At 47.3% G+C, this 14950-nt stretch carries 16 protein-coding genes; 3 read left to right on the top strand and 13 right to left on the bottom strand.

Annotation, left to right across the window (positions count from 1 at the left end):
• Positions 1-167: 167 nt before the first annotated feature.
• The 3 genes from hemY to hemE are packed head-to-tail and all read right to left on the bottom strand — an operon-like array spanning position 168 to position 3641.
• The gene (hemY, locus tag H065_RS0114630; protein ID WP_017813827.1) at positions 168-1601 is read right to left on the bottom strand and encodes a protoporphyrinogen oxidase; all 1434 of its coding nucleotides are present in this window, start codon (positions 1599-1601) and stop codon (positions 168-170) included.
• Positions 1601-2551, bottom strand: coding sequence for a ferrochelatase (hemH, locus tag H065_RS0114625; RefSeq protein ID WP_017813826.1), 951 nt, complete (start codon positions 2549-2551; stop codon positions 1601-1603). Before hemH ends, hemY begins: the two co-directional genes overlap by 1 nt.
• 31 nt (positions 2552-2582) lie before the next feature.
• Entirely contained in the window at positions 2583-3641 is a 1059-nt protein-coding gene (hemE, locus tag H065_RS0114620) for a uroporphyrinogen decarboxylase (RefSeq protein WP_017813825.1), read from the bottom strand.
• A gap of 325 nt (positions 3642-3966) precedes the next feature.
• Here hemE and H065_RS0114610 point away from each other — a divergent pair, with 325 nt between their 5' ends.
• Positions 3967-5208 (top strand): MFS transporter, encoded by a 1242-nt coding sequence (locus tag H065_RS0114610; protein ID WP_017813823.1) that lies wholly within the window; start codon positions 3967-3969, stop codon positions 5206-5208.
• A gap of 351 nt (positions 5209-5559) precedes the next feature.
• Here H065_RS0114610 and H065_RS0114605 read toward each other — a convergent pair whose 3' ends face one another.
• Positions 5560-6207: an O-methyltransferase gene (locus H065_RS0114605; protein WP_017813822.1), complete on the bottom strand. Its 648-nt coding sequence runs from the start codon at positions 6205-6207 to the stop codon at positions 5560-5562.
• A 224-nt stretch (positions 6208-6431) separates the two neighbouring features.
• On the opposite strand from H065_RS0114605, the gene H065_RS0114600 reads away from it, so the two are divergent.
• The gene (locus H065_RS0114600) at positions 6432-7592 is read left to right on the top strand and encodes a THUMP domain-containing class I SAM-dependent RNA methyltransferase (protein WP_017813821.1); all 1161 of its coding nucleotides are present in this window, start codon (positions 6432-6434) and stop codon (positions 7590-7592) included.
• Between the two features lie 324 nt (positions 7593-7916).
• Positions 7917-9926, top strand: a complete 2010-nt coding sequence (locus tag H065_RS0114595) for an LTA synthase family protein (RefSeq protein WP_017813820.1) — start codon at positions 7917-7919, stop codon at positions 9924-9926.
• A gap of 221 nt (positions 9927-10147) precedes the next feature.
• Here H065_RS0114595 and H065_RS0114590 read toward each other — a convergent pair whose 3' ends face one another.
• The 9 genes from H065_RS0114590 to H065_RS0114550 form a co-directional block, all read right to left on the bottom strand.
• Positions 10148-10387 carry a YuzB family protein gene (locus tag H065_RS0114590; RefSeq protein WP_017813819.1) on the bottom strand — a complete coding sequence of 80 codons (240 nt, stop codon included), beginning with the start codon at positions 10385-10387 and terminating at the stop codon, positions 10148-10150.
• Between the two features lie 23 nt (positions 10388-10410).
• Positions 10411-10719 carry a HesB/IscA family protein gene (locus H065_RS0114585; protein ID WP_017813818.1) on the bottom strand — a complete coding sequence of 103 codons (309 nt, stop codon included), beginning with the start codon at positions 10717-10719 and terminating at the stop codon, positions 10411-10413.
• 97 nt (positions 10720-10816) lie between these two features.
• Entirely contained in the window at positions 10817-11038 is a 222-nt protein-coding gene (locus tag H065_RS0114580; RefSeq protein WP_046225698.1) for a hypothetical protein, read from the bottom strand.
• Positions 11039-11245: 207 nt separating this feature from the next.
• Entirely contained in the window at positions 11246-11449 is a 204-nt protein-coding gene (locus H065_RS0114575) for a hypothetical protein (protein WP_017813816.1), read from the bottom strand.
• A 188-nt stretch (positions 11450-11637) separates the two neighbouring features.
• The gene (locus H065_RS27410) at positions 11638-12102 is read right to left on the bottom strand and encodes a YtxH domain-containing protein (protein WP_017813815.1); all 465 of its coding nucleotides are present in this window, start codon (positions 12100-12102) and stop codon (positions 11638-11640) included.
• Between the two features lie 231 nt (positions 12103-12333).
• The gene (locus tag H065_RS0114565; RefSeq protein WP_017813814.1) at positions 12334-12948 is read right to left on the bottom strand and encodes a helix-turn-helix transcriptional regulator; all 615 of its coding nucleotides are present in this window, start codon (positions 12946-12948) and stop codon (positions 12334-12336) included.
• Between the two features lie 163 nt (positions 12949-13111).
• On the bottom strand, positions 13112-13549 hold the full coding sequence (locus tag H065_RS0114560; protein WP_017813813.1) for a DUF86 domain-containing protein: 438 nt from the start codon (positions 13547-13549) through the stop codon (positions 13112-13114).
• A 14-nt stretch (positions 13550-13563) separates the two neighbouring features.
• A complete protein-coding gene (locus H065_RS0114555; protein WP_017813812.1) occupies positions 13564-13851 on the bottom strand; it encodes a Dabb family protein in 288 nt (95 codons plus the stop codon).
• 325 nt (positions 13852-14176) lie between these two features.
• A complete protein-coding gene (locus tag H065_RS0114550; RefSeq protein ID WP_017813811.1) occupies positions 14177-14797 on the bottom strand; it encodes a 50S ribosomal protein L25 in 621 nt (206 codons plus the stop codon).
• Positions 14798-14950: the final 153 nt, after the last annotated feature.

The following is a 14950-nucleotide window of genomic DNA, read 5'->3' as shown; positions in this document are numbered from 1 at the left end:
TGTCCAGTTTATTGTAAACATGCACAAAAGCCCTCCACCAGACGTGAAGGGCTTTTGATTGATTATTGATTGAGTTCTATAAATCATTGTGATGTATCTGGTATACCTGTCATACATCATTTGTCTGATCCGTGATTACTTATACACTTTACGAAATGGAATTCGGTTTAACGAACACCGTCCGGTAATTGTACAGCACGCTGCGCTTCTGCAGCTGCCGCATCCCGGGCAGTACGAATACAATCAGGTAGTCCGACTCCATCATATCCGGCACCCAGTAGTATCAAGCCCGGGCGCTGCTCTGCCAGCTCTGCACGCAGCTGGGCAATATCTTTCATATGTCCAACAGGATACTGCGGCATAGAACGATGCAGACGTGTAATCTCCGTAAAGATCGGCGTTGCTTCAATCCCCATCAGTTCCTTCATATCGCGCAGTACACGCCGTGTAATCTCTTCGTCGCTCTCATCGACGATTTCCTCATCGCCTGCACGCCCCACATAAAAGCGCATCAGTACCCGATCATCCGGGCTGGTATGCAGCCATTTGGTGGAGGTCCAGGTACATGCTGTAATCGTGCGTCCTTCCTTGCGTGGTACGAGGAATCCGGAACCATCATATTCGGTCTCTATATCCTTGCGGTCAAAAGCCATTACCACATTCGCTACCGATACATAGTTAATCCGGTCCAGTGCAGATGTATCCGTGTGTGGCTTCAGCAGTGGCGCCGCTGCAAAAGTAGGAACCGTAATAATTACATGTTCCGCTTCGAGTGTACTACCATCGCTCAGAGTGATCGTATACAGTCCATCCTGATAGTTGATAGACTCTGCACCCGTATTCAGCTTCAGCTGCACTGAATCGCTCAGCGACTGCTCCAGACGTTCGGTTAGACTCTGCAGACCGCCGCGAAAAGTATAAAAGGCACTTTTCTTGGTTCCTGTATGAGTCTCTACCGGTTTGCGTCCGGTATTCATGCCTTTGATCAGACTGCCATACTCGCGCTCTACCGCACCAAATTGCGGGAAGGTAGCCTGCAGGCTGAGTTTGCGTGTATCCCCTGCGTAAATGCCTGCCAGCAGCGGCTCGGTTACATTTTCCAGTACTTCCTTGCCAAGACGACGTTCGATAAAGTCACCCAATGACTCATCTTCTCCATCCATTTTGGGCGGCAGCAGGAAATCTTCCAGTGCGCGGATCTTGCCATCCATCGAGATCAGGTCACTTTCCATAAAGGGACGCAGCTCGGTCGGGATGCCAAGTACAAGACCCGATGGCATCGGATGAAGCTTGCCATCATGCAGGATATAGGTTTTTTTGGCATTCGGATTGGTCGTGACCAGATCGTCTCCCAAGCCTACCTCTTCAGCCAATTCGGTCATGGCTGTCTTACGGGCCAGATAGGAATCGGGCCCTTTTTCAATTACAAATCCGTCACGATGCAGCGTATGCACCTTGCCACCGAGTGAACCGGACTGCTCTATAATCGTAATCTGTGGCGTCAATTCCTGCTCCGCAAAGAACTTGCGCATATAAAAAGCGGCACTCAGACCCGTAATCCCGCCGCCTATAACTGCAATACGACGTTCAGATGAAGTCATTAGACATGCACCTCTTTGTATTTACGGAGTACTTCGTCAGCCAGCAGCTCCATGTATAACGGGTCTGTATTCAGGGAATCAATACGCATCAGACGCATATCAATCTCTTGCGCCAACTCCTGGGCTTCGATATCGAGATCATACAGAACCTCCAGATGGTCGGAAACGAATCCGATTGGAGCGACCAGTACGTACTCGACCTGCTGTTCACGCAGTTCCTGCATCGTATCCAGCACATCCGGTCCCAGCCAAGGCTCGGCTGTACGACCGGCACTTTGCCAGGTGAACTGCCAGGATGGAACATTGGCACGTTCCGCAATTGCTGCAGAAGTCTCCAGCAGCTGGTCGCGATACGGATCACCCATGCTCAGGATGCGCTCGGGCAGACTGTGAGCGCTAAACAGTACGCGTACCTGATCACGTGTAGCCCCAGCTTCTTCAAACAGCTCCAGCTTCGCATTGACACGATTGGACAGTGTCTCGATCAGTTTGGGATGCATATGATAACTCTCGATAAACGAGATATTCAGATGATGCTCCTCGGCTGTCTGTTTGGCACGCTTGATATACGTACCTACACTCATCGTGGAATAATGCGGTGCCAGTACGATACCGATTGCTTCTGTAATACCATCCTGTACCATCTGCTCTACACCGTCTTCGATAAATGGGAACGCGTGCTTAAGACCTTGATAGCATACAAATTCCACATCGGAACCAGAAGCCAGTTCATTCAGTGCACGCTGCATACCGGCTACCTGATTATCCGTATTTTCTCGCAGCGGGAATACTCCGCCGACAATCGCTTCATAACGATCTTTCAATTCTTTTAATTGCTCCGGGCTAGGCGCATTGCCGCGACGGATATGCGTATAATAAGCTTCTACGTCCTCCAGACTTGCCGGAGTACCATAGGACATTACGAGAACACCAATTTTCTTGTTTGCCATTACAAATCACCTCAGTCAAAGTAATAAACGATTATTTGGATGTTGTACGCTGCTGCAGAACCTGTGCAGAATACTCATGCACATAGTCAGTCAATTCTTTTAATTTATCAATGGAAGCTTCCGGGAACAGTCCATGACCCAGGTTAAAGATATAACCGGGCTCCTGCAATCCTTCATCAATAATTCGCTTGGCATGCTGATGAATCAGTTCGGACGGACCTGTCAGCACATAAGGATCCAGATTCCCCTGTACGGCATAATTGCCACCCAGCCTGCGGCGTCCTTCGTTAATCGATACCCGCCAGTCGAGTCCAATCACATCAACAGGCAGACCATTCAGCTCAGGCAGCAGTTCACCTGAACTCACACCCGGGAAATAGATCTTCGGTACGTCCAGATCACGCAGTTCGTCAAAAATATAACGAATCGTCGGCAATACATAAGTACGGAAATCAGCCGGAGAGAGCGCTCCAACCCAGCTATCAAACAGCTGGAAGGCTTTGCCTCCATTCTCGACATGTTTGCGCAGATAGGTGGCTACCATATCGCCCAGCTTGCGCATCAGACTATGCCACAATTCGGGCTCGCTGTACATCATCGTCTTGGTACGAATATAGCTCTTCGAAGGTCTCCCTTCGATCAGGTAACTGGCAATCGTAAACGGTGCTCCGGCAAAAGTAATCAACGGCACATCCAGCTCACGATCCAGAATACGGATCGTCTCCAGTACATGGGACAGATCGCGCTCTACATTAATGGGACGCAGACGCTCCACATCAGCTGCAGTACGAATCGGGTTATCAATAACAGGTCCGATATTTTTGACGATATCAAAATCGATACCGATCGAAGCCACCGGATTCATAATATCCGAATATAAAATAGCCGCATCGACCCCAAGCTTGCGAACAGGCATCAAGGTCACTTCGGCAGCCAGTTCAGGCTGCTGGCAAATTTCCAGCAGGCTGTATTTTTCTTTGATTTTCTGATAGTCCGGATCATAGCGCCCTGCCTGTCTCATATACCAGACCGGCAGACGGTCGATATCCTGTTTGCGACAGGCGCGTATGAAGGAGTCATTATAAGTCATGAATGGGTCCTCCGCGTCAGTAAATGGGCTTGACTTATGTTGTGCCAAACGCATTCAAATTATTTTCCGCAATAAAAATACTCACAAGTTAATTATGCGCTTTTTCGGGAGAGGTAACAACCTCCCTACTATGAATATCCAATGACAATCCTATGAACGGGGCTGGACAGACGAAGGATGTGAAGCGAATAAATAAAATGGCATTTCCTGTTTCACTAGATGAAAACGTGTTTTGTTTTTCCTGTTTATCTGCTACAATAACAATCTAGTGGGTATAACATATAGTATACTAATAGAATGGACTTTTTTAAGGAAGTGAAACAGGATGCGCTTTTCAAAATCAAAATTGGAGTCCTGGCAGATCAATTTAATGGTGCTATGGTTCGGCCAATTTCTTGTTAACGCCGGGACGACAATGATCGTTCCTTTTATTGCTCTCTACCTGTCGCAGGACATTGGCGTACAGGGTGAGCATCAGATTGCAATCTGGTCCGGAGTAATCTTCGCGGCCAACTTTGTCACCTCGTTTATTTTCCAGCCGCTCTGGGGTAAATTATCCGACCAGTACGGACGCAAAGTCATGCTACTGCGTTCGGGGTTCGGGATGGCGATTGTTTTTACAGCCATGGGTTTTGCTACGCAGGCATGGCATTTACTCGTACTGCGTCTGATCAACGGGACGATCTCGGGTTTCAATCCGGCATCCACCTCCCTGATCTCCAGTAATACCCCCAAGGAAAAAATGGGCTTTGCGATGGGAATTAGTCAATCCGGCACCGTAGCCGGCAGCATTCTCGGACCGCTTATCGGTGGTATCATGGCAGACACTGTCGGTTTCCGTTATATTTTCTACATTACAGGTGCTTGTATTTTTATGGCGAGTCTGCTGGCTCTGTTCCTCGTTAGAGAGAAGTTCGACCGTTCTGCTGCTGCACAGATGCCCAAAGTATCGGTATTATCCGGTCTGCGTGAGCTGAGCCTGACACCGCAGCTGCCCGCTCTGTTCACTGTCACTCTGCTGCTGCAGTTCGCCATGATCAGTCCGATGACCCTGCTGCCTCTGTATGTACAGAAATTGCAGGGTTCGATAGAGAATCTTGCTTTTTGGTCAGGTCTGGTCAGCGCCGTCACCGGTCTGTCGAATATGCTCATGGCACCTATACTCGGAAAGGTCAGCGACAAGTATGGAGCACATAGGGTACTTACCTTTTCCCTGATTGGTGCCGGGCTAATGCTGATCCCGCAGGCTTTTGTGCAGAACGTCGGCCAGCTCATTGCCGTGCGTTTCCTGATGGGATTATGTATGGGTGGTCTGCTGCCAAGCGTCAATTCGCTGATCCGCTACTATACGCCGGATGGCATGGAGAGTCGTGCATTTGGCTTTAACAGCAGTACGACTGCCCTCGGCAATATGACTGGCTCTGTTATGGGTGGTGTACTGGCAGGATTTATCGGTATCGAGGGATTGTTTATTATGTCAGGGATCATGCTGCTGCTCAATATGTTATGGGTACGAACCAAGCTGTATACCCGCCCAACTGCCGACAAGCATCATCGCTCTGCTTAAAATTGTGGATATACCAGAATTTTATTTTTTGGCATGTTCCCGATCTCTATAAAGTAAAAAGAGGCTGTACGATCCTATAATCAGGATGGTACAGCCTCTTTTTACTAAACACTACATTTTTATCAATACCACATCAGAGTGAAGGAATGGGAATTGGGTCAAAGGACGACCCTGGAGCCAGGTAATCTACCTTTTCTCCCATCGCGGATTCCCTGGCTCCACCGGAGGACGTGACCTAATCCTATTCCGTAACGGATATTGATATACCTCTTCAGTATCCAAAAACAGCCGATCAACAAAGCACTTATACACTTATGCCACTATACGCAGTAGCCTGCTCAAAAACCAATGTCAGCCTTTAACCCGTGCCAATGCCAATCCATCATAAGCCGGCAGCAGCGTACCGGTCAGGCGCGGATCGGATACGATGCGGCGGTTAAATTCACGTACGGCCTGTATAGCAGGTCCATTTCTATCCAAATTGAGTGTTCTGCCACGCAGCAGCAGATTATCCCCGGCAATAACGGCGCCGGGATTGGCGAGTTCAATCGCGTAATCCAGATAATTCAGGTAATTCAGTTTATCCGCATCTATAAAAAAGAAATCGAAGCGCTGCCCTTCCTCTTTCAATTGCTCCAGACTCTTCATCGCCTCGCCAACCCGGTACTCTACCTGATCGCCGTAGCCGGCCAGACGCAGATTTTCATGAGCCAGCTGGGCATAAGCTGGCTGCAGCTCCAGAGATACGATCCTTCCCTCTTCGCCCAGTCCACGAGCCATGCATACCCCGCTATATCCGCCAAGCGCACCGATCTCCAGCACCCGTTTGGCTCCGGATAACTGGATCAGCATGGTCAGCAGTCTGCCATAACCGGGTACCACCGACACCTCGGGCATGCCTTTCTCACGGATCGTCTGCTTGATCTGCAATAGCAGCTCATCTTCCTCGATCAGCTGCTCCATATATTCTTCTGCACCTATTACATTTTTGTCTGTCATCTCTTATCTAACTCCTTCAATCCTAATCTTTCGTCTGTGTCTGCCGATACTGTATTCAGAGCCTGCAGACTGTCAAAATTCATTTTGCCGATGAATAAATAAATTCCCCCAAATTTTGGAGAAACGTTTGTAAGTATACCGGCATTCACCTATACTAGATTGTATGGTTTTGAGACCGAACTCACAAGTTGAATTGTGAAAGCTATAGGAGTTGAATATATATAATGAAACAGCTTGAACTGATTGCGACCTGCCCGATGGGTATCGAGGCTGTCGTAGCACGTGAATTAAAATTGCTTGGTTATGACGATACTCGTACCGAAAATGGGCGTGTCCGGTTTACCGGTGACTTTATCGATATTTGCCGATGCAATTACTGGCTGCGTACTGCAGACCGAATCGTTATCAAAATGGGAGAATTCCCGGCAACCACCTTTGATGAACTGTTTGAGGGAGTCAAAGCGATTCCATGGGCAGACTTTATTCCGGAAGACGGCGAATTCCCCGTATCCGGGCGTTCCCAGAAATCCCAGCTGAGCAGCGTACCCGCTTCCCAGGGGATTGTGAAAAAGGCTGTCGTGGACAAACTGACCCAGACCTACGGTACCGAGTGGTTCCAGGAAGACGGCGCACTGTATTCCATCGATGTCTCCCTGTATGAAGATACCGCACTCATTACTCTGGATACAACAGGACCTTCACTGCATAAGCGTGGCTACCGCAAGCACGCCACCGAAGCTCCACTCAAAGAGACCATGGCTGCTGCACTGATTCTGCTGAGTCGCTGGGGCCCGCATCGTCCATTGTACGATCCATTCTGCGGTTCCGGTACACTGCTGATCGAAGCGGCCATGATTGGCTGGAATATTGCACCCGGACTGCGCCGTACCTTCCCATCTGAAGGCTGGAGTATCATTCCCGATGAACTGTGGGAACAAGCCCGTGATGAAGCATTTGACGCAGTCAAGGATGATATTCCTCTGCAGCTGACCGGCAGCGATATCGATCCGGAAGCGATCGAGATTGCCCAAGCATGCGCGAAAAGTGCCGGACTGGGCAACGAGATTGAATTCAAGGTTATGCCGGTATCCCGTATTCAGCCGCAGGGCAAATTCGGCTGTATCGTTACCAACCCGCCATATGGTGAGCGTCTAAGCGAGAGCAAAGAAGTAGAAACCATGATCCGTGCGCTGGGCAAATCCTCGATTTACCTGCCGGACTGGTCGGTATTTGTAATCACACCAACACGTCACTTTGAACAATTCTTTGGACGCAAGGCAGACAAGCGTCGCAAGCTGTACAATGGACGGATCGAATGTCAATTCCTGCAGTATCTCGGTCCATTGCCGCCTCGTACCGATCGCGAAGAAACGGCTGTACACTAATAGACGATTTATTATGATTGACCAAGCAGCTTATATGCTGCCTGCAACACTACTTTTTGAGCCTTTATTTAGCTTAAGTCGATACTATCGCAGCCATGCATAAGAGGCTGCTGCCTCTTTATTGTAAACGACAGATCAATTTGGAAAAATGGAAGTAAACACCGCTTGCCGGTCCTGCTTCCGATACGCAATAGCACAGCGGCGAATTCTGCATACAGCAGCCCGGTTCGCCGCTGTGCTATGTGTTTACTTACTTTAATTATGTAAATGCCAGGTAAGAAGAAATCACAGCATATCTGGCTTTTCAGCAAGGGGGCTATCTTTTTGGAATATCTATCTTCCCGTCCACAGCGCAAAAGCTGGATTCAGCGTCTACTGTGGCCCTTTGCCCCGATCAGAATAGACTATCTGCTCTTTTTGATCCTTATCATGGGCAAATTAATTTATCTGCACAGCAATCTGCATGTACAAAATATTGATATGAATACACTCGATAAAATCACTGCGCTGGGCTCGGTGCTGCTAGCTTCCTTCTGGACGCTCTGGCTGCCAAGACGCGGACGTATCGCTGCCTTGATCATACTGGATGTGCTGCTAAGCTTCCTTATGTTCGCAGACCTTGTCTATTTCCGCTATTTTCAGGATTTCATTACCATTCCGGTACTGATGCAGGCTGGTCAGGTGGAGTCGCTGGGTGGCAGTATCCGTGAACTTATTCATACTTCGGATATCTGGTTGTTTGCAGACTGGATAGTACTGCTGGCGGCAGGAATTTATCTGATCGTGCGTCGTATTCGGCGCCGTCATAGCTATCGCTCCAATATGTATACAGCTCATTCCGCTTACGCTTCAAGTCGTAGTCGTCGTGTAGTTACACGCCTGATCCAAGGAGCTGTTATCTTCGCACTGGGCTGGGTACTCACTTTTGCTCCAATCAAATACGCTACTTCTACCTGGGCGGTAGGCCTGTTCGTCGGGAACTGGTGGAATATGTCACTATATAATGTCACCGGACTGCTCGGATTTCATGGCTATGATGTATACCGGTATGCCGAGGATCACTGGGGCAATGGCAATCAGATGTCAGCACAGGCAACAGACGAAGTCAAAGACTGGTTCGATGACAAACAGAAAAACCGTGCTCAAAAAGGCGATGATGCCCTATTCGGTGCTTACAAAGGCAGTAACGTTATCGCTGTTCAGGGTGAAGCCTTTATGAATTTTGTAATCGGCAAAAAATTCAACGGCCAGGAAATTACGCCCAATATCAATCGTCTGATGAAAAGCAGTATGTATTACAGCCAGTACTATCATCAGACCGGACAGGGCCGCACATCCGATGCCGATATGGCTTCCAATGCGTCTCTTCATCCGCTTCCAACCGGATCTGTATTTACCCGGTATGCGGATCATGAGTATGATACATTGCCACAAATTCTGAAAAAACAGGGCTATGGATCTTACGTCTTCCATGCCTATGAGCCAAGCTTCTGGAACCGCTCGGTTATGTATCAGAATATGGGTTACGATCATTTCTACAGCAAAGAAGACTTTACGATCGACGAGCCGCTCGGCTGGTCACTGGGTGACAAGTCCTTTTTCCGTCAATCGATCGAGAAAATGTCTGCCGAGAAGCAGCCTTTCTATTCTTTCCTGATTACGCTGTCCAGCCATCATCCGTTTACACTGCCTGCTTCTGTGCAGGAGCTGGATATGGGTGATCTGACAGGCACGACTTTCGGCGACTATATTCAGTCTCTGCACTATGTCGATGCCGCACTTGGCGAGATGGAAAAGGATATGAAAAAAGCCGGGCTATGGGATAATACGATCCTCCTGTTCTACGGCGATCACGACGATTCGCTTAAGGATAAAGCTCCTATGGAGGAATTCCTGGGCAAACCGCTGACCGACCTGGATATGGAGCAGCTTATGAATCAGGTACCGATGCTGATTCATCTACCGGATGGTAAACACGCTGGTACGTATGATATTCCTGCCGGACAGCTGGATATGACTCCATCCATCCTTCACCTGCTTGGTGTAGAAGCAAGCCCGTATTACCTGATGGGTAATGATATGTTCGATACCAAGGAAAAGAAACTGGTTGTACTGCGTACCGGTGCTTTTACGGATGGCAAAGTATTCTATATTCCTTCGGCAGACGGGATCTTCGAACATGGTACTGCCTATGACATGAAGACTCGTGAAGAGACAGATGTAGAACGTGCTCGAGACAGTTATGATGAAGCCCAGAAACGGCTGAATATTTCGGATGAAGTGATCACGCATGATCTAATCCGTCAGTTCCACAAGGATACTGCTGCTCAATAAGCAGACGAATACAGCCATTCGGAGATACTTTCGCGCTAATCTACGAACGGACGAATCTTTCTTGATAAAATAATTCCAACCCAAAAGCCTCCATTTCCTACTCCTGCGGGAGTAAAGAAATGGAGGCTTTTGTTGAATCATAACAGCCAAATTAAGCTGTAAATAGCAGAATCACTTACTGCCGTACACATATTGAGTATAACCGAATGAATCGCGATCCTTTAGGCTTGAGCCGAAGGCTTCTTCACAAACTTGGCGACTTTCTCCAGTACTTCATCTTCGGTCGGAGCGCTGACATAGCGGCCATTGATAAACACAAAGGCGCGCTTGCCGCAAGGTCCGCAGTAGGATTTGCAGCCGATTTTGATCTCGGCATCCGGTGCCAGCTTTTCAAGCTTGGGTAGTATCGTTTTCAGACGGATATGATTGCATTCATCACATACGCGTATATCGTTAGCCATGAAAATGTCCCTTCTTGATCATCTTAGTGATGATGATGACCGTGGTCGCCTTTAGAAGGATTGGTAATTACAAAGCCTTCTTCTCCGGTGTACAGATAGTCGATTTTGACGCCATCCAGCCAGGATTCGTTAGGATCAACAGCCACATCAATTTCTTTATCGGTAGTTACGATTTCTTCGTTAGCCTGGGGCTCGCCCAGATCAAGACCGTAATGTACATGGTCTCCGTGAGAATGCGTAACAAACACGCGCAGTTTCAGGCCTTCATTTTCAGGCTTGTCTATTTCTTTTTTCAGTACTTTGGCAGCATTACGGGTGATTTTGACTTTCATGAGATCAGCTCCTTGGGATCAACTTGCCTGCAGCAGGCAGGAAACAATACTACTATTGTATAACTGGCATCTGCATTACGCAAGGACAAACCAGACCTTATCGCTGCGGAGTATAGTCGACCAAGGCCATCTTGCTTTCCGCTCTGGATACGAACCAGTTCATCATGAGCAGCGTAACCCCAATATCATCGATCGGCATAAAAGGCATCACATCAGGCATTACCCAGTATACGAGTACCGGTATGGCGAACAGCAATTTTTCCCGCAGAGGAAGCTGTTTGGAGGTCAGCAAGCCGGGCAATTTTCTAAATACATTCATCCATTGTTTGGCTGAAAATAATCGGGTCCATTTAGACAAAGCGTATCTCTCCCTTATATGTGAATAGCAAACAAATTGTAATATATAAAAAAAGATATCCTCACTGCACACCGAATAGCGTAGCTGATACAAGGACATCTTCTATATAATACGTTTGAATATCAAAAAGTTTCATTATTTCACATAGACTTATACATTTCAGTTCAATTAATTCGAGCCAAATAACTGCTTCCATAGACGTTTGGGATAATAAAACGGCCCATCCTGTTCGACAGAAGAGGACTTGCTGTACGAAGGACTGGCCGCAGCCTGTTTATACATATACGACTTGTGAATGATACCGGTGTCATTAATGCGTACGAATGCATAGAGGAACAAGGCCATTAATAATGCGATAATCCTGTATTTCATCCAGCATTACACCTCCTTCAGTCGTATAGTCCGATACTTTTAATTACTTACATAATTAACCATAGTAGTTGGTAATGTAAACGCCATATGTTTTTTTATGTTAAGAATTTTCCCAAACCAAAAGCGCCTCACCGGATCGATGGGCGCTTTTGTATACATATTGTTATGTCTGTCACTCAGTTGCTGGATTAGACGCTGAAATTGCTGCTTTTGTTACTTCCAGTCGGTGGTGTAGTTCCTGTTTTTGCACCGCCTGTTGGTGTGGAAGATCCAGTATTGCTGTTGGAGGAAGCAGTAGCACTTGTAGAGCCGGAATTAGAAGATTTGTCAGAGCTGCTGTCTTCGTCCTGATGCTCTTTGAATTCAGCCAATTCGGTTTTCACTTCTTCGGTAGCAGTCTGAATTTGCTCTTTCCATTCTTTGGCTACACCGATCGATTCTTTGACTACTTCGACTACTTCGCGGCCTTTTTCGGTAACTTCATGACCTTTTTCATTCATAACCGGTCCTTTTTCTTTCACCAGTTCAGCCAGTTCGACCAGACTTGCACGCATTTCTCTGCCTGTTTTTGGAGACAGCAGTGCTGCTACCCCTGCGCCAATCAATGCTCCTGCGATCATGCCATATACCAATTTCGATGTTTGCTGTTCCATTATTATCTCTCCCATTCTCGTATAGTGTACTCTGCTTTCTATTACCCACAGAGACAGCAATTATCCCACTTTTGTGAAAACGTACACATATTTGTATCTTTCGGAGCAGAAAAACAGTCCATACAGGGATTACAGACGCAGATTCTCTACTACTGCGCCTATAGCAAACTATACATATCGATTATTTTATAACAAATAGCCCTTTCCCGGTAAACGGAGAAAGGGCTATGATTACTTCTGTATACGATAGACGCAGCATTGTCCACCTTTGGCAATACATTCGGTACGCGTGACTTTGGCACCCAGCAGTGTCTCGAATAACTCCTGCTCACAGTGACAGGCAACATTATATTGATCGGCTACCCGGTTAATCGGGCAGTTAAATTCATATATTGTAAATTCATCCGGCCGAGTCTGTTCATAACTTGCCATATACCCGCTGTTCTGCTGAATATCCGTTAGCGTAGCTACCCGCTCACCAAGCGTCTGCTGTTCCATCAGCGGCTGATAACGGCTCAACAGTTTGCGTTTGCGACCTTCGAATACCCTGGCAATATCTTCTTCATCCAATTCATCCAGCAAATCAATCGCCAGTTGATGATAATTATGCGGAAAGTACTCTTCTGCCCGCTCGCTGAGACGAAAGCGCAGATAAGGTCTTCCGGTCGGAATCTTCACTGTCTCTGCCAACAGCATTCCTTCCTGCTCCAGAGCCTGGATATGACGTCTGACCGCCATTTCGGTAATATTCAGTTCCCCTGCCAGATCCGAGACGCTCGCCGGGCCCCGGGTTTTTAAAATCATCATGATTGTACGCCGGGTCGACGGCTCCTGGTTGGATTTCATTCCCTGACCCCCTTGCATCAAAATAAAAAATGACCCTGTTCGCTGTTGTCAGCGACAAGGGTCACATCATCCCTTTAATAATACCGTTATTGTAGCTTATCCGGCTGGGGATGTAAATTTAAAACTGTATAAAAGCAGCAGATTTCACCCATTTACACATAGATCAGGACGATGTGGAAGTACCCAACTCCTGATCAAGATAGCTGCTGACCTGTCCAATAAAGGTATGCAGGATCTCGGGCATTACCGGTGTCAGCGCATGAAGTTCACCACGTGGCCAGTCATAATAATCCTGAACCAGTGGACGGCGCAGACGAACCAGTTCCATCAGCTGTGCAGCTGTATCCGGGTCTACTACTTTCTCGTCACGCATAATATCTACAATATCCTCATAGCTGCTGGCATCGCGCATAATGAATCCATCGATCAAGTAGCTACCGATATCTGTTACACATTCTACCGCCAGATGAAGTGCCCGTTCCTGTACCATGCCAGAAGTCAGGCTGCCATCCCAGGCTGAAGCCACCTGTGTCAATGCTGTACGGACTTCATCCAGCGCATGAATACGACGCTCGATCTGTTCACGATTTACATAATACATGGTGAAGCACCGCCTTAATATTCGTAGTCGACAGCGATCGTTGATTCTTTGACCGTAGCGATATAATCAATTACTTTAACATGCTCGGGGTGAACCTGATAAGCCTGCAGTCCGTCCATATCATCAAATGTAGTAATCAGAGCTACATCATAGGAACGCTCACTGCGAATCAGATCGATCCCTACTTCGATGGAACGAAGGGATTCTACTTTGCCTTCCAGATTACGCAATTTGGACACGGCAGTATCAATAACGGCTGGGGAAGCTTCTTTGAATTTGAACAATACAATATGCTTGATCATAACAAGAATGTCTCCTTTGGCTAATGGGATTCCATTCCAGCATGCGGTTCACCGGAATATGTACTTTATTATGGTATCATATTCCGCCCAGATTTATTACACGAAATCTTTTATATCCTTTTGTAGAGAAAAACCCATGCTTTTATAACGAAAAGCGTACTAATAAAGTCAGCAGAAAAACAGAAAATAATATAAAATACGACCAGACAAACATGATGAACAACAGCAAAAGGAACCTCTTTAAAAGAGGTTCCTGATTGACTTTATTGAGTTATCTCCCGGTAAGATCATACCGAGCTGCAGCAAGTTGTTTACCTGATACCGATTACTCGGCGCTTTCGCTGCCTTCAGCTGCTGGTGCGTCTTCCTCGGAGGAAGCTTCCACATCTTCTTCGGCTACACGTGGTACCGCTACGGAAGCGATAATCTCTTCTGGACTGGAATCCAGAGTAACACCGGATGGCAGTTCTACATCACCGGCTGTAATGCTGTCACCAATTTCCAGTTTGGAGATATCTACAGTCAGGATGCTTGGCAGATCTTTTGCAAGACCAGACAATGCCAATTCAGTGGTCTGATGCTGGAATACACCGCCTGCTTTGGTACCAGCAGCTGTACCATGGAAATCCAGTGGTACACTAATGCTGATCGACTTGCTGGAAGATACCTGCATAAAGTCAACATGCAGAATACGTCCTTCCTGACGCTGAATATCCTTGAGCAGCACCTGTACATCTTTGCCGCCGTCCATTGTCAGCGAGAAGATATCTGCTCCACCGCGGCGAGCCTGTGCCTGCAGCTGCTTGCTGTCTACATGTACCGGTACGCTACCCAGATCGGGTCCATATACTACGCCAGGTGTGCGCCCTTGCTCACGAAGCTCACGGATGGCGGAATGTTTTGTTGCTTCACGTTTTTCGGCTTGAATTTTCGTATTAGTACTCATAAGTATTGACCTCCCTAAATTATGAACGATATTTGCTATATACATAGTGCAATCGATCCAGCGATAGAGCTACTGGTCATTATTCTTATGTACCCGCATAGACAAGATTTGTATCACTTTGCCGAATTTTTTTGAAGATCGGAAGCTTGGAAC

It is taken from the genome of Paenibacillus shenyangensis, assembly GCF_000346635.1.
Lineage (GTDB): Bacteria > Bacillota > Bacilli > Paenibacillales > Paenibacillaceae > Saccharibacillus > Saccharibacillus dauci.
This window is presented reverse-complemented; position numbering and strand designations above follow the sequence as displayed.

What these genes read in the sequence shown, in the direction of transcription:
- hemY (WP_017813827.1), bottom strand. Translation starts at nt 1,601, where the DNA reads ATGACTTCATCTGAACGTCGTATTGCAGTTATAGGCGGCGGGATTACG.
- hemH (WP_017813826.1), bottom strand. Translation starts at nt 2,551, where the DNA reads ATGGCAAACAAGAAAATTGGTGTTCTCGTAATGTCCTATGGTACTCCG.
- hemE (WP_017813825.1), bottom strand. Translation starts at nt 3,641, where the DNA reads ATGACTTATAATGACTCCTTCATACGCGCCTGTCGCAAACAGGATATC.
- H065_RS0114610 (WP_017813823.1), top strand. Translation starts at nt 3,967, where the DNA reads ATGCGCTTTTCAAAATCAAAATTGGAGTCCTGGCAGATCAATTTAATG.
- H065_RS0114605 (WP_017813822.1), bottom strand. Translation starts at nt 6,207, where the DNA reads ATGACAGACAAAAATGTAATAGGTGCAGAAGAATATATGGAGCAGCTG.
- H065_RS0114600 (WP_017813821.1), top strand. Translation starts at nt 6,432, where the DNA reads ATGAAACAGCTTGAACTGATTGCGACCTGCCCGATGGGTATCGAGGCT.
- H065_RS0114590 (WP_017813819.1), bottom strand. Translation starts at nt 10,387, where the DNA reads ATGGCTAACGATATACGCGTATGTGATGAATGCAATCATATCCGTCTG.
- H065_RS0114585 (WP_017813818.1), bottom strand. Translation starts at nt 10,719, where the DNA reads ATGAAAGTCAAAATCACCCGTAATGCTGCCAAAGTACTGAAAAAAGAA.
- H065_RS0114580 (WP_046225698.1), bottom strand. Translation starts at nt 11,038, where the DNA reads ATGAATGTATTTAGAAAATTGCCCGGCTTGCTGACCTCCAAACAGCTT.
- H065_RS0114575 (WP_017813816.1), bottom strand. Translation starts at nt 11,449, where the DNA reads ATGAAATACAGGATTATCGCATTATTAATGGCCTTGTTCCTCTATGCA.
- H065_RS27410 (WP_017813815.1), bottom strand. Translation starts at nt 12,102, where the DNA reads ATGGAACAGCAAACATCGAAATTGGTATATGGCATGATCGCAGGAGCA.
- H065_RS0114565 (WP_017813814.1), bottom strand. Translation starts at nt 12,948, where the DNA reads ATGAAATCCAACCAGGAGCCGTCGACCCGGCGTACAATCATGATGATT.
- H065_RS0114560 (WP_017813813.1), bottom strand. Translation starts at nt 13,549, where the DNA reads ATGTATTATGTAAATCGTGAACAGATCGAGCGTCGTATTCATGCGCTG.
- H065_RS0114555 (WP_017813812.1), bottom strand. Translation starts at nt 13,851, where the DNA reads ATGATCAAGCATATTGTATTGTTCAAATTCAAAGAAGCTTCCCCAGCC.
- H065_RS0114550 (WP_017813811.1), bottom strand. Translation starts at nt 14,797, where the DNA reads ATGAGTACTAATACGAAAATTCAAGCCGAAAAACGTGAAGCAACAAAA.